Origin of the sequence: Pseudoalteromonas sp. DL-6 (assembly GCF_004328665.1) — a bacterium.
In the GTDB taxonomy this organism is placed as follows: Bacteria; Pseudomonadota; Gammaproteobacteria; order Enterobacterales; family Alteromonadaceae; genus Pseudoalteromonas.
Window position 1 is genome coordinate 1,831,016 of sequence record NZ_CP019770.1, and the last position, 24,820, is coordinate 1,855,835.

Below are 24,820 nucleotides of genomic sequence, written 5' to 3' on the forward strand. Positions count from 1 at the left end.
AAAAAAGACAACGGAGCACACACATGAAAAAATCCGTAATTTTGGCTAAGTCTGGTTTTTTAAAGGGATTAAATCCGACGGTGACCATCGCATCGAAGGTAATTCTAATCGCCTTTATTTTATTCATAGTCATACTTGCAAATAAAGCAGGGCAGTATTTTGAAAGCCTTTCGACTTTTTTACTCTACAATATGAAATGGTTTTCTATTGGCTTAGTAACTTTAGTCGTTGGTTTTTTACTTTATTTGATGGTAAGTCGATACGGCCATATTCGACTGAGCGAAAATGACGACGATCAGCCTGAATTTAGTTTTTGGGCATGGATAGCCATGTTATTTTCTGGGGGGATGGGTATTGGACTGGTTTTTTGGTCTGTAGCAGAACCCATGTGGCACTATGCTGCAAACCCATTCACCGAGGGGTTAACGAATGAAGCAGCGTCAATGTCAATGCAGCTTACTTTTTACCATTGGGGACTCCATCCGTGGTCGCTTTTTGTAATAGTTGCCTTAGCCTTGTCTTATTTTTCTTACCGTAAAGGCCTTCCTTTTACCTTTCGCTCTATTTTACACCCACTGGTGGGCGATAGAATTTATGGCCCTATAGGACATGTTGCCGATATTATCACGGTAGCCGTTACAGCCTTCGGCATCGCGCAAACCCTGAGCCTTGGAGTTATTCAAATTAACTCTGGATTACAACAAACGTTTGGGATAGAGGTTAGCCTTGTTACTCAAACTGTGCTTATTATTGTGCTATGTACCATTGCTGTAGGCTCGGTTTTATCGGGCGTTGGTAGAGGAATACGGCTACTCTCACAATGGAATATGCTGCTGTCGTTATTATTAGTATTGATAGTACTTGCAGTGGGTCCGACCCGTTATATTTTAAATGTATTTATGGAAACATCAGGGAATTATATACAAAATTTAATTTCGATGGGGCTGTGGACTGATTCGCAAAATGACTCAGGATGGCAAAGCTCTTGGACCGCTTTTTATTGGCCATGGTGGTTAACTTGGGCACCGTTTGTAGGTATGTTTATTGCGCGAATTTCAAAGGGACGTACCATTCGCGAACTTATTGGTGGTGCTTTGGTGGCCCCAACTGTTATTGCCTTTATTTGGCTTTCCGTATTTGGTGGTAGCGCTTTAAAAATGGAGCAAAACGAACGAATTGCTGCACAACAACAAACCGTTGTAACACAAAACAAAGTTACAGAAACAAACGCAGAACCCTTTAGTGGTGGTGTTGTGTTACAAGCAACCAAAGCAGATAGTACACGTGCCCTCTTTACCTTATTGGATAATTTAGACAGTAACTTATTAGGTAAATTACTGAGTGTATTAGCCTGTATCTTACTTGCTACTTATTTTATAACCTCAGCCGACTCGGGCACATTAATATTGTGTATTTTAGATGCTGCAGGTGATACTGAACCACCAACCTCTATTCGTATTTTATGGGGTATAGTTATTGCTATTATTGCATGGGTACTTATTTATGCAGGAGGCCTGCAAGCAATAAAGTATGCGTCAATCATCATTGGCTTCCCTATTTCTATATTTATTTTAATGATGGGTGTCACCTTGTTTTATAGCATTCGCCGTGAACCAAAACCGTGGGCAATGTTGCCGCAGCACGTACATCCATGTAAAGAAAAACTAGATGGCCCTGTAGAGCACTAAATCAATATAATGAGACTAATAAACAAAAACCCTGCTAGTTAGCAGGGTTTTTTATTGCAGTGTAATTTATACTAAACCAGTATCACCTACTTCTTCAGGAAGTTGTGTTAATAACCATTCTCTAAAATACTTTACACTCGCAGGTATGCGGCCACCGTTATCTGGCTCTAGTAAAGAAAACTTAGATTCAGTGGCTAATACATGCTCGGTTGGACGCACTAATGCACCACTTTGTAAGTATTCATCAGCCAGAGAACCCCACGCTAATGCAATGCCTTGACCATTAATTGAGGCTTGCAACAACATAGGGTAATTATTTATGTTGATGCGACTTTTTGGGGCTATCTGCTCAAGTCCAACGCCTGCAAACCACTCATCCCAATTAACCCATCCCATTTGTGTTTCATCTAAAAATAAAATTGTTTTATTAAAAATATCTTTCGGATCGTTCGGATTACCAATTTTTTCAAGATAGCCCGGACTACAAACTGGAAACACTTCTTCGCAAAACAAAGTGGTCACCTTCATATTAGCTGGAGGCGTTCGACAAAAAAACAATGCTAAATCGCATTCTAAACGGTTTAAATCAACTACATTATCAGACGCTAATATTCTCAAATCAATGTCATCATATTGATTTTGAAACTCAGCAACTTTTGGCAATAACCACAATGATGCCATTGCATTAGTTGTAGCTACGGTTACTTTTTTATCACCTTGCCATTTTTTTACCTCTCCTGTTATATCTGCAATATCTAATAAGGAGCGACTTATAGACTGATAATACTGCAGACCAGCTGAGGTTAAATGAATACTGCGGCTTGCACGAGTAAATAAGGCTTTACCTAAATACTCTTCTAACTGTCGTATTTGACGACTTATCGCACCTTGAGTAACGTTAAGCTCATTTGCTGCAAGAGTAAAACTTAGGTGGCGAGCAGATGCTTCAAATGCAACTAAACTGTTTAGCGGTGGTAATGGACTAATTTTCATATAATTTCCTACTGCGTTTCTATCAAAGAAACTAATAACCAATCCATTGAAGGTAAAAGTAAGTACTGAATATATTTTTAAACATTGAGTTAATCAATTACAAATTTGGCAAGGGTTTTAGCGTGGGTAATTAATTAGTTTGTTTGTGAAGACATATAAGCACACGCCCAATTTTTAGGCGTGTGCTTTGAATATTGGCTTAGAAATAATAGCCAATATTAATGTTAAAGCGACGCTCAGTTTCGCTGCTGTCGCCCGCTAATGAACCGCCAACAAACGGCATATTTTTACCATGAACTAAGTCAAAGTAAGTGAATAAACCACCTGCAGCTACCGAGAAACCAGTTACGTTCATCCAGGTATCTCTGCTGTTGTCAGATTTGTCGTAAATAGCACTGTAGTCGTTGTAAAACTGTAAGTTTGTCACCGCGCCCCACTGTACCGGTACGCTGTATGCTACGTTTGCACTCGACATTGTTGCCTCTGCCGCCATGCTGTCGTAAAACGAGTAAGCGCCTACAGCAATACGGTTTACGTTATCAATATCGTAATTGTATTCGCCATGCTGTAGTTGTAAGTTCCATGGACCCATATTACTGTTTAAATGTAATGCCCATGCGTTGTAGTCACCTGCGCGGTCAACACCATCATGTAAGCCACCAGCAAGTGCTGATACACCAATTTCAGTTTTACCACCTTCATGTTCTAGGTGATAGCCGTAACGGCCTGAGAACGTATTGTACTCGCCTATAGCATTAGTTGGCTCAGCATAAACACCATCCCCGGCTTCTCTAAAACCAACAATGTCGTAAGAATAACGATCGCTGCGGTTATCTACATAACCATCAACACCACCTAATTCATCATTTTTGAAAAAGCCCAGATCAAGCTGCCAGTTATCAGCAATGTTACGCTTAAATAACACCCCTAAATCGTGATCGTCTTCAAGGCCAACATAATAGTTAGTGCTGAAAAAGTAGTTATGTGAATTGTAAGGCCAGTTACCAAAAGGAACCTTAGTAATACCTGCTTGAACTTGCCAATCATCAGCAAAATCATAGGCGGCATAAGCGTATTTAACGGCAGTCATGTAGTCAAAAAAGCGAATTTCAGCGTTTAATTTTACATCACCAACGTCGCCTGAGAAATTTAGACGAAAAATATCAAAATCAAAATCGCCACCGCGATTTTTATTGTCGTCATCATACGAGGTATGGCTGTAGTTGGTTCGCACAGCGCCGCCAACTTTAATCCCCTGTGGCTTGTGATCATGCTTTGCCACTTGAGTTTCGGCTATATCTTCTTTCTCTTCAATGGTGCGGTCGATTGATTTTTCACTTTTTTGCTCTGCTTTTGCAAGTTGCTTTTGCAGCATTTCCACTTGTTTTTGTAAGCTGCTTAATTGCTGCTTTACTTTATCAAGATCTGTATCTGCATGTGCCGGATGTGAAAATACAACCATAGCCACTGCCAGTGCTAAAGGTTTCATAGGTGTCATAATTTGTCCTTGCTTGCCTTGTTGATATTATTAACTCGAACTTGGTCAGCGTGAGCTAAGTACCTGCTTGATTTTACATGTTGTTTTACAATGATAACGTATTTTTACAACTCTTCAATTACACTTTATGATTTTGCGCAACAGATCAGTAACACACAAACTACTTTTTAGCTGGGTAACCATGAGAATTAATCATATTTTTATAAATGAAAGCAGTAAGTTGAAAAAATTAAAGTTGGAAAAGTAACAGGATGCTAATGTACCTATTATAGTGTGCTATTATTTGCAAAAATCATACGTAAATCAGCAAGCTTGCTGCTAAAAAATACATTAAGGACTTCCAATAATGAAAAATAACGAAACCTTTAACACCATTGCTACGTTAATTTTTAAGCATCTTTATAATAATTTTCCAAGCCCAAGTCAGTTAGATCCTAAACAAGTAATAAGCGATGCCTCAGATCAACAAAGTGAAGAAATTAAAGGCACTATTGCCTTTCTTATTCATGAGGAGTATATATTTTCAACGCCCAGCGCTACCTTTTTGCTAACTGAAAAAGGCTTTAGCCACGCTTTGTGTCCAAAATTTTGATCTAACTTTACTTTTAAACACTAAAGCTTAAGTGAATTACTGTTAGGAGTTATAACAATGAGTGATTTTATTTGGTTACTTCCAGCTGTGGTACTCACTATCATTTTAATTAAACTGATCAAACAATCTAAAAAACTAACTTAGCTTTTTATTTAATGAGTACGCTTTAGCAATTTTTGGATTTGTGCGTTCACCATCTCAGGCTCATCATTTTGTGGGTAGTGGTAACTTTTAGTTGTTAGCACTATCTCACCTTGAGGAAAAGCGTTAGCCCAGTTTGTATGCAGTTCCCCCCACATTTCACGCCCTTTATCAGTAAAAAATAACACCGATGGATTTTCATATTTTTTAACTGAGGCAATAACCGTCACGGGAATATCTGCTATTTGTGGATAATCGGGCAAAGGTCGCTTCGACCAAAAGTCTAAATACTGATTCGACATGCCGTTTTTCATATCATCACGTTTTATAGCGGCAATTTCTTTTTCAGCGCGCGGTAAATCAATCTTACGCATAATATCAACATCATGCTCTGAGGCGGGTTCAATTAACATTAACGCTTTAATTTTATCGGGGTAGCTTGCTGCAAATACCCTTGCGATAGAAGCACCATAAGAATGCGCCACATAAACTACTGGTTCATCAATTTTTAGCGCTTTAAGTAATAGTAAAGCCTCAGTAGCATACTGCTCTGAGCTATAGTTTTTCTTTATTTGCGAAGAGCCGCCATTGCCAATTCGAGAATAGCGAATTACTTTTGCATACTTAGTAAGCGAGTTATAAATGGGATCCCAATCACTAAGCCCTGCAGAGCCACCCGCCTCGAGTAAAATAGTGTGTTTGCCACTACCCGCCATTTCATATTCAATATCAAAGCCATTAACTTTAGCAAGCTCAGCAAAGGCAGCAGTTGAGGTGATTAATACCCAAAATAGAATCGTTTTTATTATTAGTTTCATAATGTTAAAGCTAATTGGTAGTTAGTTTAAGTTTATAACATTAAGCACTATGTTTATAAATAAATTCTCTAACGCAGAACCTCAGATATAAGTAATCACTTCAATCACTCTTAAATTCGTGTTTTGGCTGATAGATTTCCTTATTCAAACCTATAAACCTCTGTGACCCTATGCCATAATCTAAATAATTCATAAATTTAGTAACTTGGCGGTATATAAACCGTTTCAAGCTAACTTATAGGGTTTTTTAATGGCTTATCAAGAGCAAAACCAAGCAACAATCTATTGGCACGACTATGAGACCTGGGGGGCAAGCCCGCAAAAAGATAAGCCGAGCCAATTTGCAGGTGTACGCACCGATCTTGATTTAAATATTATTGGCGAGCCGCTTATTGAGTACTGTAAGCCACAAGCGGATTACTTACCCCATCCCGAAGCGTGTTTAATTACCGGTATTACCCCGCAAGTGGCAATGCAAAAAGGCTTAGTTGAGGCTGAGTTTATAGCTAAAATTCATGCAGAATTTAGCGTACCCAATACCTGTGTAGCTGGTTATAACAGTATTCGCTTTGATGACGAAGTAAGCCGATATAGCTTTTATCGTAACTTTTACGACCCGTACGAGCGTGAATATAAAAACAATAACAGTCGTTGGGATATTATAGATTTAGTGCGTGCCTGCTATGCACTGCGCCCTGAGGGTATTGAATGGCCGTTAAAAGAAGATGGTAGCCCTAGTTTTAAGCTTGAGCATTTAACTGTCGCTAATGGTATTGAACATGCCGCTGCGCACGACGCGTTAAGTGATGTAACGGCTACCATTGCCTTAGCAAAGCTAATTAAAGAGAAACAGCCTAAACTGTACCAGTTCTTTTTTAGTCTTCGTGGTAAAAAAGCACTCGCTGAAATGGTTGATGTGTTTAATATGACCCCATTAGTGCACACCTCGTCTCGTATTCCAGCTACCCAAGGCTGTACTACCTGGATAGCACCAATGAGTTTTCACCCGGTAAATAAAAACGCAGTTATTTGTTTTGATTTAACCCAAAACCCGCAGGTGTTACTTGATTTAAATGTAGAAGAATTACGCAAGCGTTTATACACCAAACGTATAGATTTAGCTGAGGGTGATTTACCGGTAGGTTTAAAACTAGTGCATTTAAACAAGTGCCCTATTTTAGCACCTGCTAAAACGCTGCTGCCTGAAAACGCTGCTCGCTTGGGTATTGATCGTGAGCAATGCTTGGCTAATTTAGCCATTTTAAAAGCAAATACCGAGCTTCGCGATAAAGTCACTGAGGTATTTAATGAGCAAGGCGATTACAGCGCGACCACGAACGTGGATTACTTATTGTATGATGGCTTTACTAGCCATGCTGATAAAGCTAAATTTGCGATTATTCGTGATGCAAAACCTGAAGACTTAGCAAGCTTAAAGCTTGAATTTGAAGATCCTAAATTTAATACTTTGCTGTTTAGATACCGCGCCCGTAACTGGCCACAAACGCTAAACCAGCAAGAGCTTGATCAATGGCGTCAATATTGCCAAAGCAAGTTAATGCATGGCGAAGATCAGCCATCAATCAGCGCACAAGATTTTATGATCACTCTTGAAAACCTAGCGCATGAACATGACGACAGTGAAAAAAACCTTACAATTTTAAAAGCGCTGTATAACTACGCTCAAAGCATGTAACTTGCTGTAGTTTATATAATGCATAAAAACGCGACACTTTAGCAATAAAGTGTCGCGTTTTTTGTTACTAGGTAAAAAACCAAAAAGCTATCTCAATAAGAGAGGTAAATGAGAAAACATAAAATCAACATTCATTTTTTATGTTTATCACTTCCTCTAAAAGCGCAGCGCTTCTTATCCTCTTTGTAAATAATGTACTTTTACCAATTACATTACTTTTTATGCATTGCTTCGATACGTGCTAATAAGCTTGAAGTATCGTATCGTCCGCCGCCAAGGGCTTGTACATCAGCGTAATATTGATCAACCGTTGCTGTCATTGGCAGTGTTGCACCATTATTTTTAGCTTCATCGAGTGCAATACCTAAATCTTTGCGCATCCAATCTACAGCAAAACCAAACTCGTATTCGCCTGCCCACATTGTTTTGTAGCGGTTTTCCATTTGCCACGAACCAGCTGCGCCTTTAGAAATGGTTTCTATTACTTTTTCGCCATCAAGCCCTGCTTGTTTAGCAAAATGTAAGCCCTCAGCTAACCCTTGCACCACACCTGCAATACAAATTTGGTTAACCATTTTACATAATTGCCCTGAACCCACTTCGCCTAAAAGCTGACTAAAACGGCTAAATGCCGCCATGATAGGTTGTGCTTTAGCAAATACCGCTTCGTTGCCACCGGCCATTACGGTTAATACCCCATTTTCGGCACCAGCTTGACCGCCCGATACTGGCGCATCAATAAAGTCGATATGCTGTAAAGCCGCTTTTGCCGCAACTTCACGTGCCACTTCTGCTGAGGTAGTTGTGTGGTCGATTAAAATTGTGTTTTCCTGCATGCCTGCTAGCACACCGTCATTGCCGTATACCACTGAACGTAAATCGTCGTCATTGCCTACACACATAAAAACCATATCGGCACCATTTGCGGCTTCACGCGGGGTAGGTGCAAAACTGCCGTTAAAATCTTCGACCCATTTTTGTGCTTTAGCTGCTGTGCGGTTATAAACACATACGCTGTGCCCTGCTTTTGCTAGATGCCCTGCCATTGGGTAACCCATTACGCCTAAACCTATAAATGCAATTTTAACTGACATAAAAATGACCTATTTAACTGATAACTTAGAAACATAAGCTCGATTATGTCAATCGGCCGCTAAAAAAGCGAATGAAAGTCTTTTAAAATTTCCCTGATAAGGAAATTAGGTAGGTAATCTATGGATAGCATTTATCAATTTAACGCACCACTTTGTAATAACAGTGATTTTCCTTTGAGCCAGTTAAAAGGAAAAACGGTTCTTATTGTAAATACAGCAAGCAAATGTCATTTTTCGACGCAATTATGTGCGCTTGAAAAGCTATACCAACAATACAAAAGCGATGGGTTTACTATTCTGGCCTTTCCATGTAATCAGTTTGATAAAAACGAACCATTAGAGGGTATGGCAATTAAAGACTACTATCAAAAACACTTTGCGATTAATTTTGAAGTATTTGATAAGGTTATGGTGAATGGCCCCGATACTCACCCCTTGTTTAGTTATTTAAAATCACATACGCGTGGAATTGCACAAAACCGTGCAATAAAGTGGAACTTCACTAAGTTTTTAGTTAATGCCCAAGGACAACTAATTGCACGTTATGCGCCGCGCACTAAACCGGAGTCACTTCATAGTGTAATTAGAAGTAGTTTAGAGGCAACACCGATTATAAAAACAGCAAATAGTCGTTTTAATACCACAGCAATATTAAAGTGATAAGGCATCTATAATAAAAATGGTTTATGGTTGATGTAACTAGATTAGTTGGATTGTAATAAATGAAGATTGCTTTTTTTAGTGCTCAAAAATACGAGCGCCCTTTTTTCGAACAAAGCTTAACTGGCTTTTCTAACATCGCTATTACCTATTTTGAGCAAAGTTTATCGATGCACACTGCGGTTTTAGCTAAAGAATTTGATGCTGTATGCGTATTTGTAAACGATTCGGTAGATAAAGCGGTTATTGAGCAACTGGCTATATTTGGGGTTAACACCATTTTACTGCGCTGTGCGGGCTTTAATAATGTAGATTTAGCAGCCGCTAAACAGCATAACATGCGTGTTTTGCGCGTTCCGGCTTACAGCCCTGAGGCAGTCGCAGAGCATTGTATTGCACTTATGCTTACGCTTAGTCGTAAAACCCATAAGGCTTATAACCGCGTACGTGAAGACAATTTTGACTTAAACGGCTTACTTGGCTTTAACTTACATAATAAAACGGTGGGTATTATTGGTTGCGGTAAAATTGGCCAAGCATTGTGTAATATATTAACCGGTTTTGGCGCTCACATTTTAGTATGCGACCCTAATGCACAAGCTGGTAATTACACTATTACCGATTTAAACACCCTGCTTACACAAAGCGATATTATTTCTTTGCATTGCCCGTTAAACGAGCACACTCATCATTTAATAGACGATGACGCATTTGCGGCCATGAAAACAGGGGTTATGCTAATAAACACCTCGCGCGGTGCCTTGGTTAATAGTAAAGCGTGTATTAAGGCACTTAAATCACAAAAACTAGGTTATTTAGGGCTTGATGTGTACGAGCAAGAATCAGAGCTGTTTTTTAAAAACCACAGTGACGATATAAACCAAGACGATATTTTCTCTCGCTTGGTAAGCTTTAAAAATGTATTGATCACCGGCCATCAAGGCTTTTTTACTCAAGAAGCGCTTACAGAAATTGCCAATATCACCTTACAAAATGCATTTGAGGTTACTCAAGGAAAAAGCTTAACAAACGAGGTGCTATAGCGCTGCTAAACAAAAAACAAAAAACAAAAAAGCGAACAAAAAAGTTATCAATAACACATGGCACAAGCCGGAGAGGTCAAACCTTGACTTCAGACATTAAAACTCCTGAGTGTCTGCAATTGGCAGGCTTCTGATAGTTGCATTTTTCGGATAACATTTAGTTTATTGACCTTATTGAACACGCCTAAATCGAACAGTTGCTGTGCGCTGGATTTGAGCAATTGGGTTTCGGCGGGCGTTCTATGCTCTTTAATGATTAAGTTTGCATAGTAAATTTGTAGCCGGTTTATTACACGGGTTCTCTTTCGGCATCCAAAGCATTTGATAGCATGTGCATCAATCCAAAACTTTAACTCTTCAAACCAATATTGCTGCTCTTTAGCAAAAAATATAAATAGCTTGTGACAATCGACACATTGCTCTTCTATATCAACATAGAGTTGCCTTGGATATAAACTGTCATATTGTTTTTCTATTGCTGCGGGGATTGCTGTTTCTGGAAAATAACGCACACTTTTATATCGCCAATGAGCATCTTCTATTTCTTGCTTTGTGTAACTATTTTCAGAGGAAATTGGTTGGCTGCCATATATTGGGTGATTTACATAATTGGCCATCTAAGCTATATGCCCAGCACAAAAAGGATAGCTAAAGCGCCGATTGCTAGAGCAATAATTAAACTTTTATTTAGTTTACTTAACCAAGGTGAAACAATAACGTAATTTTCTGAGCTGTTTACCCGCGGTTGAGGCTGTTGAGCTGTCGGTCTTGCTGGCATATCGCTGTCTGCAAGCTGCTGCATAGTCATCACAACTTGCTCAGTATTAACATGGTCACCATTGACAATCGTTATATTCTCAATAATGCCATTGCAGTCAGCCATGACTTCTAAAACGATTTTTTCAGTCTCAACATCAAATAACACATCGTCTAAATAGACTAGTTGACCTTCATTAACATAAAGGTTAGTAATTTTTGCCGTTGCTACCGAGTCAGGCAAAATCGGTATTTTAATTTCTCTGCTCATAATCCCTCCTTGGATGTATTACCACTCAAACCTAAAAAACTGACGGCTGACGGCTGACGGCTGACGGCTGACGGCTGACGGCTGACGGCTGACGGCTGACGGCTAAACTATTACCCAAACGCAACGTTTGCAAATACTAAGGTCATTAGCACTGGGCAGACAAAACGAATGTACTGAGCAAACCAATAATGTGCACCAGAACTTGCTTGATGAAGCTTATTACCACGCTGCCATAACCAGCCTACTGTAACAAAGTAAAATAGTCCCATCAGCGGTAGTTGGTATTGGGTAAATACCATAATAACCAAACCAAATAGCCAATCAAAATTAACAATAATAGTACTGGCACAAATAAGTACAATGGCACTAACAGTCCATGTGGCTTTGGTTCTATCAACACTGTGGTTTTCTACTAAGAATGCCACCGGAATTTCAGTCGATGAAATGGTTGATGTAACTGAAGCAATCGACATCAACACAAAAAATAGTAAGCCAACTAATAAACCAATTTCACCCATCGTGCCAAATAACTCAGGTAATATGGCAAAAATAAGCTGGCCTTCACCAATTAATTTACCATTGCTAAATACTTCAACACCATTGAACTGAGCCACATAAATAGCCGGTATAATTAATAGTCCTGCTAAAAATGCCACGCTGGTGTCGAGTAAGGCAACACTTGCAGTCAGTTTTGGTAAGTTAGCGCCGGGCTTTAAATAAGAGCCATAAATCATCATACAGCCCACACCCAGTGATAATGAGAAAAACGCTTGCCCCATTGCGGCAATAATTAAATCAGGGTCGAGTATTTTGCTAAAATCAGGCACTAAATAGGCAGCAAACCCTTCGCTGGCACCCTCTAAGGTGGCAATGTAAGCAATTAGACCAACCAATAAAACAAGTAATAATGGCATTAAACGGCGCGACCAGGTTTCAATTCCTGATTTAACACCTTTTAAAATAATGCTGGCGGTTAAAATAAGCATCAGCGGCGTAAATATAAAATTACGTAGCATAGAGTCGCTATGTAAAAACTCACTCAAGCTCTGCATACCTAAAAAGGTGGTTATAGGCTCTATGGCGTAAGAAAGCATCCAACCTGCCACTATTGAATAAAAGCTTAACATGACAATTGCGCCAGCTAAGCCTATATAACCTGCAGCAGCGCCTACTTTAGGCGCATGGTCTTGCCATGCTTGGCCTAAGGCTTTAACCGGATTAGCTTGGGCTTTGTAGCCTAAATACAGCTCGGTGTATAACGCGGGAAGCGCTAGCAAAAAAATAACAATAAAGTACACCAATAAAAATGCGCCGCCACCATGGTTAGCAGCCTGTGTAGGAAAACCCCATATATTGCCTAAACCAACCGCAGCACCGGCTGCTGCCAATACAAAACCAAGTCGACTTTGAAAACCATCACGCACTTGTGTCATACACCTACAAATCTGTTATTATTTTATCGAATGTGAATTAAACCATATTTAAGGGCGACTGAGTAATAAAAATGTACTTAGCGCGCATAACAGCAAACAACCGCTCACAAACTATCCAGCTTATAACGATAACTATGTAATCGGTATTCACTTTTAACGAGCAATAATGAGTTCAGCTTACTTCGACAATCAGTTATTACAAACCCCGCTTGCTGAGAATAATAACCACACCATTTTATTATTTGATGCCAGCCAATTGCTGGTTGATGAACTAACACTTACACAGTTTTTAAGCCCGTTTGAATTAAGTGTCATCGCGCGTCGTAAAACGCCCCAAGCAAAGCAAGAATATGTAGCAACGCGGCTGTTACTAAAATATTTAGTCAAAAGTGTATTACCTAGCAGCAGTAATATAACGCTTGATAAAATCAGCTCTGAATTTAATCAACAAACCAGTAAGCTTGAGCTAAATATAAATAACAACCAGGTTTATAGTTGCTGTGTGTCACACTCTCATGGTTTGGTAGGCGTGGCCCTAAATATTAATAATTCGCTATTTGGTTTTGATATTGAAAAAATCAGTTTAAAACGGCCATTTGAAAAACTCGCAAAGCACTTTTATGATGCTGCAGAAGTGGCTCTTATAACTAAGCAACCATGCACAGCTTCTAAAGCGGCGACATTTTTTAGACTTTGGACTTTAAAAGAGGCGTTAGCAAAAGCAACCAGCCGCCCTATTGCCCAGCTATTAAGCCCCAATGTATTTTGTGAGCTTGGCAACTCGCAATTAAGTGCAACTAGCACCGCATTAACAAACGATGTAAACGAGCAGTTTGATATAAGCGTTGTGGCAAAAAAAAGCACCGACTGGCGGTGCTCATTTATCTCATTGAAAGCGTTAAGCAGCAAGCTCGCCTTCAAGTAGTCGGCTATGAATAGCTTGAACCACAGCATCGGACTCATTTTGCTCAACTAAAAAGCACAGGTTATGTTTACTCGCACCATGGCAAATAAGACGAATGTTAAATTCGCTCAACACCTGCATTAAATTCATTTCGTGCTGACGCAATACAATTTCAGACCCAATAAGTGCTACTAGGGTTAGATTGTTCTCAACCGATACATGGCAAAACTCAGCCAGTTTATCTAAGCACTCTTGATCTAGCTCTGGGCGTGATGCATTTGGCGCATTATCAAGGGTAATTGCTACACTAATTTCAGAGGTGGTAACCAAATCTACCGAAATATTGCATTCACTTAAAATAGTAAAGATACGCGCTAAAAAACCACTCGCTAATAGCATTTCAGGGCTTTTTAAGGTCAGTAGTATTTGGTTTTTACGTTGCGTGACCGCACGAATACCAGGTAGCTGCGATTTTTCACGTTCAATCCAGGTGCCACCACGCTCTGGCTCTGTGCTTGAGCCAACAAACACATTTATATGGCTACGACTGGCTGGCAAAATTGTAGCCGGATGCAGCACTTTAGCGCCAAAAGTGGCCATTTCTGCCGCTTCATCAAAGCTTAAACGCGCAATAGGTGTGGCTTTAGCACACAAACGCGGATCAGTGCTAAAAATCCCCACTACGTCGGTCCAAATATGCACACTTTTAGCGTTAATTGCTTCAGCTAACAAGGCGGCACTGTAATCAGAGCCACCGCGACCTAGTGTGGTGGTTACATTGTTTTCATCGCTGCCAATAAAGCCCTGAGTAACAATTACATTGTTCTCTAGTAAAGGAATTAAATGCTCTTTAGCTGCAAGCGCTGTAGCGGCTACATTTGGCGTGGCTTTACCAAATTGGCTATCGGTTTTAAGCACCTGGCGAACATCAAAACGCTGCGAATTTAAGCCTTTTAAGCGTAATACTTGAGTAAATAAATACGACGATAAACGCTCGCCAAAGCTAAGTAGCTCATCGTGTTGTTGCTCTGTTGTCAGTATCTGATTTGCCAGAGTTTGAAATTCATCGAGGGTGTTATTAAAACCAAGCGCTAAATCATTATCTAGGGTCAGATCAGTTAAAATTGCCTGCTGAATCGCAAGTACACCATCAATATGCTGTTGACGTTCTGCGGCATCAATATCGGCTTTGCAAAGTGCCACCAAGTGATTAGTTACACCGGCACTGGCGCTCACTGCAACAATTCGAACGCTGTTATCGTTTACAATGATTTCGCTACAACGGCTCATGGCCTCAAAATTAGCCACGCTGGTGCCACCAAATTTGGCAACAATGTAATCTGATTTTGTGCTCTGTAAACCTTGTGGCACTGATTGGGTAGTCATTTCGTCTCCTTTCGCGGCATCCAAACCGCAATAAAACAAGAAGAACTTGGCAGGAAATAAAGATAAGAAAAATCTACTGCCAGAAGCTCTCCACCTAAATTGGTGACAGTTTTGAGGATTCAGCCCCATAAACCGAAAAACAATAGTAACGACCCATTGTTTTCCTCGGCGAGTACTTCCCTCCTCAATGGTCGCAGGCTGTCGTTGCCTCACATTAAGTACCTAAGTATCGCACCTCTTCTGAATGTATTATTAACCAGTGGCTAATAAAACAAAACCGCACTAAGAGTGCGGCTTTGAAAGTTATCGTTTAGACGTCTAGCTGTCAAGTCGTTTTATTATAAAATCAAATAAAACTACCCATAAAGTAAGAGCCAGCATAACCAAAGGTGTAACACACTAACAAATACAACGACAAACGAAGGTAACTTGCAAAAGTAAGTTCTTTAACCTTACTCATAGCAATAATACCAGCCGCCGAACCAATGATCAGCATTGAACCACCCACACCGGTTGCATACGTAAACGACAACCAATGCTGTTGACTCATTACAATGTCGGCTTTTAGTAGCGCAGCCGTTAGTGGCACGTTATCAACACCTGCGGATAAAATACCCATTAAGTAGTTTGCGTACTCTGGCGCCATTACTGTATACAAATTAGTAAATTGGCTCAGTACCCCAACTTCTTTTAATGCACCAACAAGTAGTAACACACCCACGAAAAACAATAAGGTGTCGTACTCTATGTCACGTATGAAATCGATCATATCTTTATTGATGTCTTTTTTACGCATTAAAAATTGCGCGACTAAAAACATAATAGACAGGCCGAGTAAAAAAGTAAGTAATGGCGGCACACTATATAAAACACTTAAAGTGAGGGTAGAAATAACCGTAGTGAAGAAAATAACAGCAATAGTAATGTCGGTTTTTTCGATGCGTTTGAATTTAGTCTTTTTAAACTCTAACTGCTTGTTCATACCAATTGATAACAAGGTAGCCAGTAATAATACGCTTAATAACGCTGGCACAATTAACAGTAATAAGTGACTAATGGTGACTTTACCATCAAGGAAAATCATTAACGTGGTTACATCGCCCGTTATAAGTGAAACACCGCCGGAGTTCACTGCAAATACAATTAAGGTGGCGTACTTAACTAGTTTTTTGGCTTCGAGCTTTAATGACATAATCACTGCCAAGGAAATCAATGTGGCTGTAACGTTGTCGGAAATAGATGAAAATAGAAACGCAAAACTCCCCACCAAAAACATCAGCTTTCGCTCACTAATGCTGGTTGGCATAATCCGGTTCACAACATTTTCGATAAGTCCTTTGGAGTTTAAATAGGCGACAAAGGTCATTGCGGCCATTAAAAACAGCCATAAGGAAGCAATTTCTAAAATATTGTGGTCAAGGAGGGTTTGAATCGTTTCGGGGCTTTGCCCATTAAGAGGAAATATAAAGGAGATAATCCAACAAAGTGTACCAAAAAATAATGTCGTTTTTGCTTTGTTTACGTGAATCACATCCTCAATAACGATAAGCAAGAATGCAATCGCTATCAGCGTCAGGATAATCGAGGAAACCATGATATTAAACAACCTTCGGGGTTAAGTAAAAATTGAAACCATGTAAAAAATATACCCACATATTCTATGTGCCTATATTCGGCGCGGATACTATCACTATGTGGGTGTAAAAACTATTATTAAATCGTCGCAAAAACGAATACCATATAAGTTCAAGAAATATAAAATAACGAATACTAGGATGTTGTAACGCCTTATGATCCCAGCTAAAAAGCTACTTAATACCCTCACTGAGCATTGGGGTGTATTAGAGCTATTATTTAAACGCTTTAAAATGGCCGACTTTAGTATTAAAGATTTACAAAATGCCATAAAACAAAAGCAACCGACATGGAATAATGAGCGTATTTATAAAGAAACCAATCGGTTATTAAATCAAGAAATCATTATTCCCTTGGCTAAATCGTCACAACTAGAAATTAACCGTGCAATTGCGGACTTTGCTACCTTTTTACTTCAAGAAGAACATTTAGGCTTAGCACAAGAAATAAGCGTATTGGTTGATGATTTAGCTCGCTTAGGTAATCGGCTGTCTAATGCCGGTGAAATGGAAGATTTTGATGATTTACGCCGCTTTAGCCGCATTATGGATGATCGGGTTCGTAAAATAATTAAGCTGTTTTTACACAACGAAAACGCCATTTTAAATATTGTTGAGCAAGCCAAATCAAATAACGCGGTGCAATCGCTGCAAAAGCGCTACAAAGCCGTCATAGAAGCGTTTGATGAATATATAGAACCCATGCTGGAAATGGTCGATATTAGAGGCGACTTTCATGCCTGTTTTACTCTAATTGAGCAACAAATTAGCACCCAAATAGAACATATTGAACGCTCAGGTAAAGCGTACAGTGATAAACGTATGCTTGAGCAATTACGTACCCGTATTCTCGAAATGCACCTAGTTGGTCGGACAAGCTTACGTAAAAGTGCCGATATGCTAATGCCACTGCGTGAAGAGTTGCGCCGTAATAACCTTATTACCCGCCAAGCGGCAAAAGTTTTAGGGCTAATTCGTAAAAACGGGGTGGATAATATGCTCAGCGCCGTGCAACCCCATTTTGTAAGCGATGCGCAAAAGTATTCACTGGGTCAACAGCGTCATATTGTTGCCTATATGGCAAGCCTAGCTGAGTTTGAACACCACGAATATCAGCTACCAGAACAAAATGATGTGCCCGCGTTTGTCACGCCAAACATTCCTGACTACCACGATGTAAAAGCGCAATTTACCAAACGCTTTAAAAAGCAGCGTAAAAAACCACAGCCTTTGCTGCAATTTTTAGACGAAAGCTACCCTGAACTTGAAGCCGATGAAATGTTGTTTTTGTATCAAAAGTTGGTAAGCGATAACACCCTAGAAATTAGCCAAAGCGATAAAAAAGCTCGCGTTAACATTGCAGGCCAGCACTTTAATTTATATCCCTTTAATTCAGAGCCTCAGGCTGATAAAGCCGAGCACGAGTAATCACCATGACCCATATAAACTTAGATGAGCTTTCTCACTTACAAGCCATTAATAAAAAATTAGTCGCCGGTTACCACATTTGCGAACAAGACACCGTAATGTGGCAAGAGCTTGACCAACAAATAGACGCTTATACTGCCTTATTTACAGCACTAGGCCACGAGTTAAAACACGATAGCCGTGGTTTTTATTATTTTGCCAGCGATGAAAGCACCCCAAACATGGGTAAGATTTCCCGCGCTGTAGCGCTCACTATTTACATTTTAATAGAGCATTTTGCCAATACAGGTAAAGACCCAATGCGCGCATTATTTGACGAGCCAAACGATTTAGAGCTCATGCAAACCTTGGTGCAACTTAATAAACATTTATTTGATCAGCTTGAGATATTCTCGGGTTCTGACTTACGAAAAGATGTGTATTTACGCATGGTACGTTTAGGCCTTGCCCGCGAAGTAGAAGGTGGCTTTATGTTGCAAGCCCCTATTCACCGCTATATTGATGCCTTAATGGAAGTAAACGAAGAGACCTTTATTAGTGAGGACGAGCAATGAAAAATTTATACGGACTGAGTAAACTCGCCCTACTAAATACCGCAGGCTATGCAAAATGTGTGATCCCACTGGATAAAAGTAGCTCGATTTGTGCCCCTAACAACACAGGTAAAAGCTCAGTAATTAATGCACTGCAGTTTCCGCTAATTAACGATTTACGCCTAACCGAGTGGGATGGCCACGATTTAGATGAAACCCGTAAGTTTTATTTTTCATCAGATCAATCGTACATTTTATTGCAAGCCGATTTACCTCATGGCTCAGTCGTCATTGGCGTTGCTGGCTTAGGTAAAATTGCCGGTTATGCGCACCAATACTTTTGCTATCAAGGTAAGCTTGATTTAGCCCAGTACACCCAAGGCAATACCATTATTAAGTTTACCAAGCTGTTTAACCACTTAAAGCAGCAAGGTTACAACCCAATAGAGCTTAAGGCACAAGAATTAAACGCCCTTCTGACAGGCGGAGCAACGCAATTTGACGGTGAGATCAATTTAAAAATGATCCCCCTTAACAACGTTCAAGACTCTGCAATATACAAAGAAATATTTCGTCGTATTCTTAATTTACATAAATTAGGCGCAAACGACGTTAAGCGTTTTATGTTGCGTGTGTTTGAGCGCCATATGTCAAATTCTAAGGTCGACTTTTACGAGGTTTGGCGTCGGTCGTTTGATAAAGTAAACCGCGCAAAGCGTGAATTAAAAGCGCTAGAATCAATGCAAGAGCCTATAACTGCCCTTGAATCGATGCTTGAAAACCAAACCGTGCTTAAAGGTAAACTAGCAGCATATGCGCCGAAGATTGACCAAGCACTGATTGACTTTGATGCTTACCAAGAAGAGCAGCTTAGTGAGCTCAACATCGCCCTTGAAGACATTGAGCACGAAAAGCACGAGTTCGAACAAAAGCAAGGACTATACGTGCAACAATCGCGCGATATAGAGCGCAAGCAAACTCAAATTGAACAATGGTTTTTAGATTTCAACGCCCTTAAAAGTGAATTTGAGCTGGTTAATAAAGCCACTCTCAAAAGTAACCTAACGCAGTTAAAAAATGACTACGAGTCGTTGTCACACTCTATTACGAGTGCACAAGGGCAAAGCCTGCACACCCTTGATTACCGTATTGGTGAAACACAAAAACAAATTAAAAGCTTAAAGTTACAACTTAAAAACTTAGAATTTAATTTATTCACCCGTATGCGTGAAGACTTATCACTGAAAGAAGTAGAAGAAATATCGCGGCTATTAAACCCCGACATTCTCTCCTTTGCCACCACCAGCAATGGCGATATAACCATTGATGACGAAGACGCCTTTGGTGAATTTTTAGCACAGCTGAGCGAAAATGTTAAAGGCGGTGTACTCACCCTACCCGGTGCCAGTATTAAACTTAAAAAGCTCTCACCAGTACAAATGCAAAGCGGCGAAAACAAAGAGCAACTGAGCGCTCAGTTAACCGCGCTTGAGCAATCATTAAAAGAGTTTAAACAACAGCGCGAAGTGGCCGCCAATGTTGCAGATAAGCAAAAAGAAAAAGACGCGCTATACGAGGAGCTTATGAGTGCAGAAAGTGCACTTAAACGCTTAGAGCAATTTGAAGTGATGCAACAATCGGTTGACGCCCAAGCGATGCTAAAAGAGCAGCTTTTAGCCGAGCGCGAACAAGTTGACGATTACCTACAAGATATTCAAAAAAACAGTGGCTCAATTGCTGATAGACGCTCACTAATTAAATCTAAGCAGGCGCAAATTAATCGTCAAACAGAGCGCTTACGCCAAGTTAAAACCGAGCGTATTGACCACACATTAGATTTATACAGTGGTAAAGTGACGCCTTACATGATTGATATAAAAGTCGATTTTGATAATTTAAGCGATTTAATTCATCACTTTAATAAGGACTGCCAAGAGCTACGTAATTTCGATATAAATGTACGTAATACCTATATGCATATTTATAATGCCGGTATCACCAAGTTTGATAACGAAAACGATGAGTTTAGTAAATACCAAAAACTTATTAGCGCGTTTCATAACATTGATAACGAGCGTGATGCCGTTGAGCGCCAAGGTCGCGTTGCCCTTACCGAAGTTGCCGCCACGATTAAAGGCTTACGTGAAGATTTAGATCGCCTACGCCGTGAAATGAATAGCTTTAATAAAGGCATTAGCCAGCATCGTATTTCAAACCTGCAAGCGTTTAAAATTAATATTATCCCGCGCAAAATGTTGGTAGATAGCATTGATACTATTATCAGTACCTCTAACCAATTTGAACAAGGCGATACCCTGGATTTACTCAGCCAAGAACCTTACAGCGAAAGCGCGGTAAACGACGCAAAAGATCATTTAATTAAACTCGCCTCAGACAAAGCAGGCCTTACATTAACTGATTTATTTGATATTCGTTTTGAAGTGGTTAACCGTGCAGGTGAAACCGAGCACTTTGAAAAAATAGACTCGGCTGGCTCAAATGGTACGCGTATTACTATTAAGCTGTTATGTGGCATGTTGTTTATTCGATATTTATTAAGCGATCAAGAACAAAACTTATACCGTATACCTATTTACATAGATGAAGCGGCTGATATCGACCCGCAAAACCAAAAGGCAATTATAGAAACTGCCCTGAGCTTTGGCTTTGTGCCAATATTTGCCTCGGTTAAACCGCAAATAAGTTGTGATTATATTGTGCCAATTCGTTCAGTAAAAGACGGCGCACAAAACTGGGTAGATGAAAAAGATTGGATTGAGGTTGAACATAAATAATAGTTAATTGGCTATTCATCTTAGTCAGTTACACTTATTTTAAAGATTTTAAATTACCCCCGCCCATGGTAGTTTAAACAAACGCACTTTATTGGAGCAAACGTAATGAAACATATATTTATTGTCGCAGCACTGGCATTACTAACCGCCTGTACACAAACACCCGATTGGGATTACGATAAATCAGCAAACTTTAGTAACTACAAAACGTTTGCCTGGGTAGAAAACGCGAGTCTAACCAAAGACACGAATAACTACCAAATCAGTGGGCTTATGGAAAAACGCGTTCGCAATGCGGTAAACAACCAACTAAGCCAACAGTTAGGTATGCAATTGGTTGACGTAGCGCAAGCTGATGTACTGGTTAATTACCATGCAAGTGTAGATAAAGAGCTTGAAGTTGACAGCTTTAACGTAGGCTACGGCGCACGTTGGGGTTACTGGGGCACAGGCTTTAACCACGATGTAAGCGCGCGTGAGTACGAAGTAGGTACGCTGGTGATTGATATTATTGACCGTGAATCAAACCAACTAATTTGGCGTGGTGCTAAAGATGGTCGTTTAAAGAAAAAACAAACCCCATCACAACGTGAAGCCACCATTAAAGAAACAGTTGCCAATATTTTAAGCAACTTCCCGCCGAAAAAGCAGCAGTAAGTTTTAATTAATATTTAAAAAAGCTCACAGTATGTGAGCTTTTTTCGTTTTTTGAGAGCTTTTAAAATAATTACGCGATTCGTCCGTTATTTCATCAACAAATTTACGATTTATACTTGTGCAATAAATCAATTGGGATATGGCAATAATCATCTGGGTGATTGGTTAAGCGGTCTTGATGCTCGGGATCGCTAGGGACATAATTAGTCAGTGGCGCTACTTGTACCGCTATTTTTTTGGCATCATCCCGCTGGCTAATATACTCTCTGGCGATGTTTAAATGATTGCTGTCTTGGCTAAAAATGGCGGTACGGTATTTTTCGCCTACATCGTTACCTTGTTTATTGATACTGTATGGGTCAATAATCTCAAAAAAATAGCCGATTAATTCATTTAAGGTCACTTCTTGGGCATCAAAGATGACTTTAACGCACTCGGCATAGCCATCGTATTCACCTTGTGTTGTGTTACTAGTGCCATTGGCACGCCCCGCCTCAGTAGTCACTACTCCAGGTAAATACTTCATAAATTCTTGCACGCCCCATAAGCAACCACCAGCAAAATAAAGTGTGTGCTGATTTAATGAATGACTCGATTGTTGTGTTTGCATAATAAAGTGACCAATGTAAATAATTTATAGGATGCAGAGTTACTATTTTGTAACGCTAGATTTGATTATCAAATGCAGTTTTTTATCATTAATGTACAATAGCGCCCAAAATCACCCTAGCTTAGTGAGCTTACCTTATCATGTGATAAAAAGTGATAGGTATTTAATTGTTAGCGCCATTGCATAAAATGAGAATAATGATATGAATCGTGCCCCGCACCTTATTATACCGGCCGTACTAGCCAGTATTTCAACTGTTGCTTATGCAGAGCAGAGTAAAGAAACAGCAACCATAGAACAAATAACAATTGAAGTGTCACCCACTGCCAATAACTTACCTGTTGGTACATTTGATTCACCTATTTCAAATTTAGAGTACGATCCGCGTGTTGACTTGCAATCACGCAATATGGCTGAAGCACAAGCTGATGTAACGATACGCGGTGGTATTTTTGAAAATACCGGCTTTAGAATCGGCAGTGCAACTCTACTCGACCCGCAGTCTGGTCACTACTTTGCAGAAATTCCTATTGCACCACAAATGCTAACGGGTGCCAGCGTATTAACCGGAGCCGATAATGCACTTAATGGCATGAATAGCTCAGTAGGTACTGTGTCATTTGCTTGGAAACCAATAACAACTGGTGGCAGTGTCTCTTTGGGCGCTGGCTCAAATGACTTCAACCTACAAACAATTCATGCAGGTGTGAGTACTCCACTTGAAGCAAACGCTAATTGGCGTATTGGTTTTGAAGGTGAATATTCGCACTCACAAAGTGATGGTTCAATTGATTTTGGCGATCATGACTTTACCCGTACTTCTGGCAGAGTGCAGTTAACTGGGAGCGATTCACAAACTGATTTATTTTACGGCTTGCAAGATAAATTTTTTGGTTGGCCAAACCTTTATACCCCATTTGGTGTAAATGAAACCGAAGACTTAGAAACTCAATTATGGATGCTAAACCATAAACAAGCGTATGCAACCAACAGTGAATTTGAAGTATCGGCTTATTACCGCAAGCATAACGACCATTATGTTTATTCAAGAGAAAACCCAAGCGCATTCCAAGCATTTCATGAAACACAAGTAAAATCATTGGTTGTTTCGGGTCGTCATGCGCAAACAGAGTCAGTTGCGGTTAATTACTCGGCGCAATTTATAGAAGATAGTATTGACTCCACTACCCTTGAAAATAACTTTACTTCACGTAACTACTTTAAGCTTAGTGTATTACCAGAATACACGACTGCGCTTGCAAGCGATCAGCAACTAACGGTGCGTTTAGGGGCTGCATTTGATAACACCAGTCGTGATGATTCTGAGCTATCATTGATTGGTGATGTTAGTTTCAATACCCAAAATAACGATGGCACTGAGCGAACATTGTATTTATCGTATGCCGAGACAAGCCAAGTAGCAGGCTACACCGCCATTGGTGGTAGTGAGTCTGGGGGTTTGTTTAGAAGTAATGCTAACCTTGAACGTGAAACCACCAAAAGCTTAGAGCTGGGCTTATTGCTTGAGCAACAAAGCTGGCAGCTTAATTCCGCGCTTTTTTATCGTAAAGATAACAACCTAACCGATTGGACATTTAACTTTGATTCAAGCTCAGCACGATTTGCACAGCCGGTTGATATTGATACCACAGGCCTTGAATTTTTAGCTACTAAACAATTTGATAACGCAGAAATTATTGCCAGCTATGCGTACTTACATAAAACAGAAACCTACGGTGCTGAAAATATTGATGCTAGCTTTTATGCCTTAAATTTTCCTGATCATCGTGTAACACTCGGTGCAATTTGGAACCCAACGGATATATTAGAGTTTCGAGTAGATAATGAGTGGCGTAAACAACATAAAAATGCGCTGCGCCGTTCAGGTGACGAGGCGTTATTTACTCAGCTGACGGTAAAAATAACTCCACCAGCCCTGCCTAACTTCTTTATTAGTCTTGCAGCTGATAACTTATGGGATGAGTCGTTTGAAGAAATTCCAGGTACGCCAGGGCGCGGCGAGCAATATACGCTAAGTGCCACGTATAGCTGGTAACTTTATCGCTCAGCGAGGGCTTACCCCACGCTGAGCTTATCTTTTAAGTTGAAATAAGAAACAGACCAGTAGAAAGCTGAATCAGAAACTTCATTTCTCAGCCCTTCCTAAGTATTCTAAAAGCGCAGGCCTCT

General features: G+C 40.0%; 21 protein-coding genes and 1 riboswitch. Of the genes, 11 read left to right on the top strand and 10 right to left on the bottom strand.

Annotation, left to right across the window (positions count from 1 at the left end):
* Positions 1 to 23 precede the first annotated feature (23 nt).
* Positions 24 to 1,688, top strand: coding sequence for a BCCT family transporter (locus tag B1F84_RS08470; RefSeq protein WP_240701993.1), 1,665 nt, complete (start codon positions 24 to 26; stop codon positions 1,686 to 1,688).
* 66 nt (positions 1,689 to 1,754) lie between these two features.
* On the opposite strand, the gene B1F84_RS08475 is transcribed toward B1F84_RS08470, so the two are convergent.
* The gene (locus B1F84_RS08475) at positions 1,755 to 2,681 is read right to left on the bottom strand and encodes a LysR substrate-binding domain-containing protein (RefSeq protein WP_010390313.1); all 927 of its coding nucleotides are present in this window, start codon (positions 2,679 to 2,681) and stop codon (positions 1,755 to 1,757) included.
* A gap of 199 nt (positions 2,682 to 2,880) precedes the next feature.
* On the bottom strand, positions 2,881 to 4,179 hold the full coding sequence (locus tag B1F84_RS08480) for a porin (protein ID WP_131691164.1): 1,299 nt from the start codon (positions 4,177 to 4,179) through the stop codon (positions 2,881 to 2,883).
* 346 nt (positions 4,180 to 4,525) lie between these two features.
* On the opposite strand from B1F84_RS08480, the gene B1F84_RS08485 reads away from it, so the two are divergent.
* Positions 4,526 to 4,771, top strand: a complete 246-nt coding sequence (locus tag B1F84_RS08485; RefSeq protein ID WP_008109253.1) for a hypothetical protein — start codon at positions 4,526 to 4,528, stop codon at positions 4,769 to 4,771.
* A 152-nt stretch (positions 4,772 to 4,923) separates the two neighbouring features.
* On the opposite strand, the gene B1F84_RS08490 is transcribed toward B1F84_RS08485, so the two are convergent.
* On the bottom strand, positions 4,924 to 5,730 hold the full coding sequence (locus B1F84_RS08490) for an alpha/beta hydrolase (RefSeq protein ID WP_131691165.1): 807 nt from the start codon (positions 5,728 to 5,730) through the stop codon (positions 4,924 to 4,926).
* A gap of 250 nt (positions 5,731 to 5,980) precedes the next feature.
* Here B1F84_RS08490 and sbcB point away from each other — a divergent pair, with 250 nt between their 5' ends.
* Positions 5,981 to 7,426, top strand: a complete 1,446-nt coding sequence (gene sbcB / locus B1F84_RS08495; protein ID WP_131691166.1) for an exodeoxyribonuclease I — start codon at positions 5,981 to 5,983, stop codon at positions 7,424 to 7,426.
* A 212-nt stretch (positions 7,427 to 7,638) separates the two neighbouring features.
* Here sbcB and B1F84_RS08500 read toward each other — a convergent pair whose 3' ends face one another.
* Complete coding sequence (locus tag B1F84_RS08500; RefSeq protein ID WP_131691167.1) at positions 7,639 to 8,520, bottom strand: NAD(P)-dependent oxidoreductase; 882 nt, start codon at positions 8,518 to 8,520, stop codon at positions 7,639 to 7,641.
* 120 nt (positions 8,521 to 8,640) lie between these two features.
* Here B1F84_RS08500 and B1F84_RS08505 point away from each other — a divergent pair, with 120 nt between their 5' ends.
* Entirely contained in the window at positions 8,641 to 9,180 is a 540-nt protein-coding gene (locus B1F84_RS08505) for a redoxin domain-containing protein (RefSeq protein ID WP_131691168.1), read from the top strand.
* Between the two features lie 62 nt (positions 9,181 to 9,242).
* Entirely contained in the window at positions 9,243 to 10,223 is a 981-nt protein-coding gene (locus tag B1F84_RS08510) for a 2-hydroxyacid dehydrogenase (RefSeq protein ID WP_131691169.1), read from the top strand.
* Between the two features lie 89 nt (positions 10,224 to 10,312).
* On the opposite strand, the gene B1F84_RS08515 is transcribed toward B1F84_RS08510, so the two are convergent.
* From B1F84_RS08515 to B1F84_RS08525, 3 genes are all read right to left on the bottom strand, one after another.
* On the bottom strand, positions 10,313 to 10,840 hold the full coding sequence (locus B1F84_RS08515; protein ID WP_131691170.1) for a zinc-ribbon domain containing protein: 528 nt from the start codon (positions 10,838 to 10,840) through the stop codon (positions 10,313 to 10,315).
* 5 nt (positions 10,841 to 10,845) lie between these two features.
* Complete coding sequence (locus B1F84_RS08520; RefSeq protein WP_131691171.1) at positions 10,846 to 11,250, bottom strand: biotin/lipoyl-containing protein; 405 nt, start codon at positions 11,248 to 11,250, stop codon at positions 10,846 to 10,848.
* A gap of 110 nt (positions 11,251 to 11,360) precedes the next feature.
* Positions 11,361 to 12,683 carry a sodium-dependent transporter gene (locus tag B1F84_RS08525; protein WP_131691172.1) on the bottom strand — a complete coding sequence of 441 codons (1,323 nt, stop codon included), beginning with the start codon at positions 12,681 to 12,683 and terminating at the stop codon, positions 11,361 to 11,363.
* A gap of 166 nt (positions 12,684 to 12,849) precedes the next feature.
* Between B1F84_RS08525 and B1F84_RS08530 the strand changes: the two genes are divergently transcribed.
* On the top strand, positions 12,850 to 13,608 hold the full coding sequence (locus B1F84_RS08530; RefSeq protein ID WP_131691173.1) for a 4'-phosphopantetheinyl transferase superfamily protein: 759 nt from the start codon (positions 12,850 to 12,852) through the stop codon (positions 13,606 to 13,608).
* Here the strand turns inward: B1F84_RS08530 and lysC are convergent.
* Together lysC and nhaD are read right to left on the bottom strand one after the other, a co-directional pair.
* Positions 13,582 to 14,973, bottom strand: coding sequence for a lysine-sensitive aspartokinase 3 (lysC, locus tag B1F84_RS08535; RefSeq protein WP_205988811.1), 1,392 nt, complete (start codon positions 14,971 to 14,973; stop codon positions 13,582 to 13,584). The genes B1F84_RS08530 and lysC overlap by 27 nt on opposite strands.
* A 75-nt stretch (positions 14,974 to 15,048) precedes the next feature.
* Positions 15,049 to 15,221, bottom strand: a riboswitch (Lysine riboswitch).
* 98 nt (positions 15,222 to 15,319) lie between these two features.
* Positions 15,320 to 16,567 carry a sodium:proton antiporter NhaD gene (gene nhaD / locus B1F84_RS08540; protein ID WP_008109270.1) on the bottom strand — a complete coding sequence of 416 codons (1,248 nt, stop codon included), beginning with the start codon at positions 16,565 to 16,567 and terminating at the stop codon, positions 15,320 to 15,322.
* 196 nt (positions 16,568 to 16,763) lie between these two features.
* Between nhaD and B1F84_RS08545 the strand changes: the two genes are divergently transcribed.
* From B1F84_RS08545 to B1F84_RS08560, 4 genes are all read left to right on the top strand, one after another.
* Positions 16,764 to 18,035 carry a hypothetical protein gene (locus B1F84_RS08545; RefSeq protein ID WP_131691174.1) on the top strand — a complete coding sequence of 424 codons (1,272 nt, stop codon included), beginning with the start codon at positions 16,764 to 16,766 and terminating at the stop codon, positions 18,033 to 18,035.
* Positions 18,036 to 18,040: 5 nt separating this feature from the next.
* Positions 18,041 to 18,589, top strand: a complete 549-nt coding sequence (locus B1F84_RS08550) for a hypothetical protein (protein ID WP_010388659.1) — start codon at positions 18,041 to 18,043, stop codon at positions 18,587 to 18,589.
* Entirely contained in the window at positions 18,586 to 21,363 is a 2,778-nt protein-coding gene (locus B1F84_RS08555) for an ATPase (RefSeq protein WP_131691175.1), read from the top strand. The genes B1F84_RS08550 and B1F84_RS08555 overlap by 4 nt, the downstream gene beginning before the upstream one ends.
* A 105-nt stretch (positions 21,364 to 21,468) precedes the next feature.
* A complete protein-coding gene (locus B1F84_RS08560; RefSeq protein WP_076918559.1) occupies positions 21,469 to 22,020 on the top strand; it encodes a DUF4136 domain-containing protein in 552 nt (183 codons plus the stop codon).
* Positions 22,021 to 22,123: 103 nt separating this feature from the next.
* Here B1F84_RS08560 and B1F84_RS08565 read toward each other — a convergent pair whose 3' ends face one another.
* Positions 22,124 to 22,630, bottom strand: coding sequence for a peptide-methionine (S)-S-oxide reductase (locus B1F84_RS08565; RefSeq protein WP_076918558.1), 507 nt, complete (start codon positions 22,628 to 22,630; stop codon positions 22,124 to 22,126).
* Positions 22,631 to 22,832: 202 nt separating this feature from the next.
* Between B1F84_RS08565 and B1F84_RS08570 the strand changes: the two genes are divergently transcribed.
* Positions 22,833 to 24,686: a TonB-dependent receptor gene (locus B1F84_RS08570; protein ID WP_131691176.1), complete on the top strand. Its 1,854-nt coding sequence runs from the start codon at positions 22,833 to 22,835 to the stop codon at positions 24,684 to 24,686.
* Positions 24,687 to 24,820: the final 134 nt, after the last annotated feature.

Bases quoted from the DNA above. Each gene is read 5' to 3' on its own strand.
- B1F84_RS08470 (WP_240701993.1), top strand. From the start codon at position 24: ATGAAAAAATCCGTAATTTTGGCTAAGTCTGGTTTTTTAAAGGGATTA.
- B1F84_RS08475 (WP_010390313.1), bottom strand. From the start codon at position 2,681: ATGAAAATTAGTCCATTACCACCGCTAAACAGTTTAGTTGCATTTGAA.
- B1F84_RS08480 (WP_131691164.1), bottom strand. From the start codon at position 4,179: ATGACACCTATGAAACCTTTAGCACTGGCAGTGGCTATGGTTGTATTT.
- B1F84_RS08485 (WP_008109253.1), top strand. From the start codon at position 4,526: ATGAAAAATAACGAAACCTTTAACACCATTGCTACGTTAATTTTTAAG.
- B1F84_RS08490 (WP_131691165.1), bottom strand. From the start codon at position 5,730: ATGAAACTAATAATAAAAACGATTCTATTTTGGGTATTAATCACCTCA.
- sbcB (WP_131691166.1), top strand. From the start codon at position 5,981: ATGGCTTATCAAGAGCAAAACCAAGCAACAATCTATTGGCACGACTAT.
- B1F84_RS08500 (WP_131691167.1), bottom strand. From the start codon at position 8,520: ATGTCAGTTAAAATTGCATTTATAGGTTTAGGCGTAATGGGTTACCCA.
- B1F84_RS08505 (WP_131691168.1), top strand. From the start codon at position 8,641: ATGGATAGCATTTATCAATTTAACGCACCACTTTGTAATAACAGTGAT.
- B1F84_RS08510 (WP_131691169.1), top strand. From the start codon at position 9,243: ATGAAGATTGCTTTTTTTAGTGCTCAAAAATACGAGCGCCCTTTTTTC.
- B1F84_RS08515 (WP_131691170.1), bottom strand. From the start codon at position 10,840: ATGGCCAATTATGTAAATCACCCAATATATGGCAGCCAACCAATTTCC.
- B1F84_RS08520 (WP_131691171.1), bottom strand. From the start codon at position 11,250: ATGAGCAGAGAAATTAAAATACCGATTTTGCCTGACTCGGTAGCAACG.
- B1F84_RS08525 (WP_131691172.1), bottom strand. From the start codon at position 12,683: ATGACACAAGTGCGTGATGGTTTTCAAAGTCGACTTGGTTTTGTATTG.
- B1F84_RS08530 (WP_131691173.1), top strand. From the start codon at position 12,850: ATGAGTTCAGCTTACTTCGACAATCAGTTATTACAAACCCCGCTTGCT.
- lysC (WP_205988811.1), bottom strand. From the start codon at position 14,973: ATGACTACCCAATCAGTGCCACAAGGTTTACAGAGCACAAAATCAGAT.
- nhaD (WP_008109270.1), bottom strand. From the start codon at position 16,567: ATGGTTTCCTCGATTATCCTGACGCTGATAGCGATTGCATTCTTGCTT.
- B1F84_RS08545 (WP_131691174.1), top strand. From the start codon at position 16,764: ATGATCCCAGCTAAAAAGCTACTTAATACCCTCACTGAGCATTGGGGT.
- B1F84_RS08550 (WP_010388659.1), top strand. From the start codon at position 18,041: ATGACCCATATAAACTTAGATGAGCTTTCTCACTTACAAGCCATTAAT.
- B1F84_RS08555 (WP_131691175.1), top strand. From the start codon at position 18,586: ATGAAAAATTTATACGGACTGAGTAAACTCGCCCTACTAAATACCGCA.
- B1F84_RS08560 (WP_076918559.1), top strand. From the start codon at position 21,469: ATGAAACATATATTTATTGTCGCAGCACTGGCATTACTAACCGCCTGT.
- B1F84_RS08565 (WP_076918558.1), bottom strand. From the start codon at position 22,630: ATGCAAACACAACAATCGAGTCATTCATTAAATCAGCACACACTTTAT.
- B1F84_RS08570 (WP_131691176.1), top strand. From the start codon at position 22,833: ATGAATCGTGCCCCGCACCTTATTATACCGGCCGTACTAGCCAGTATT.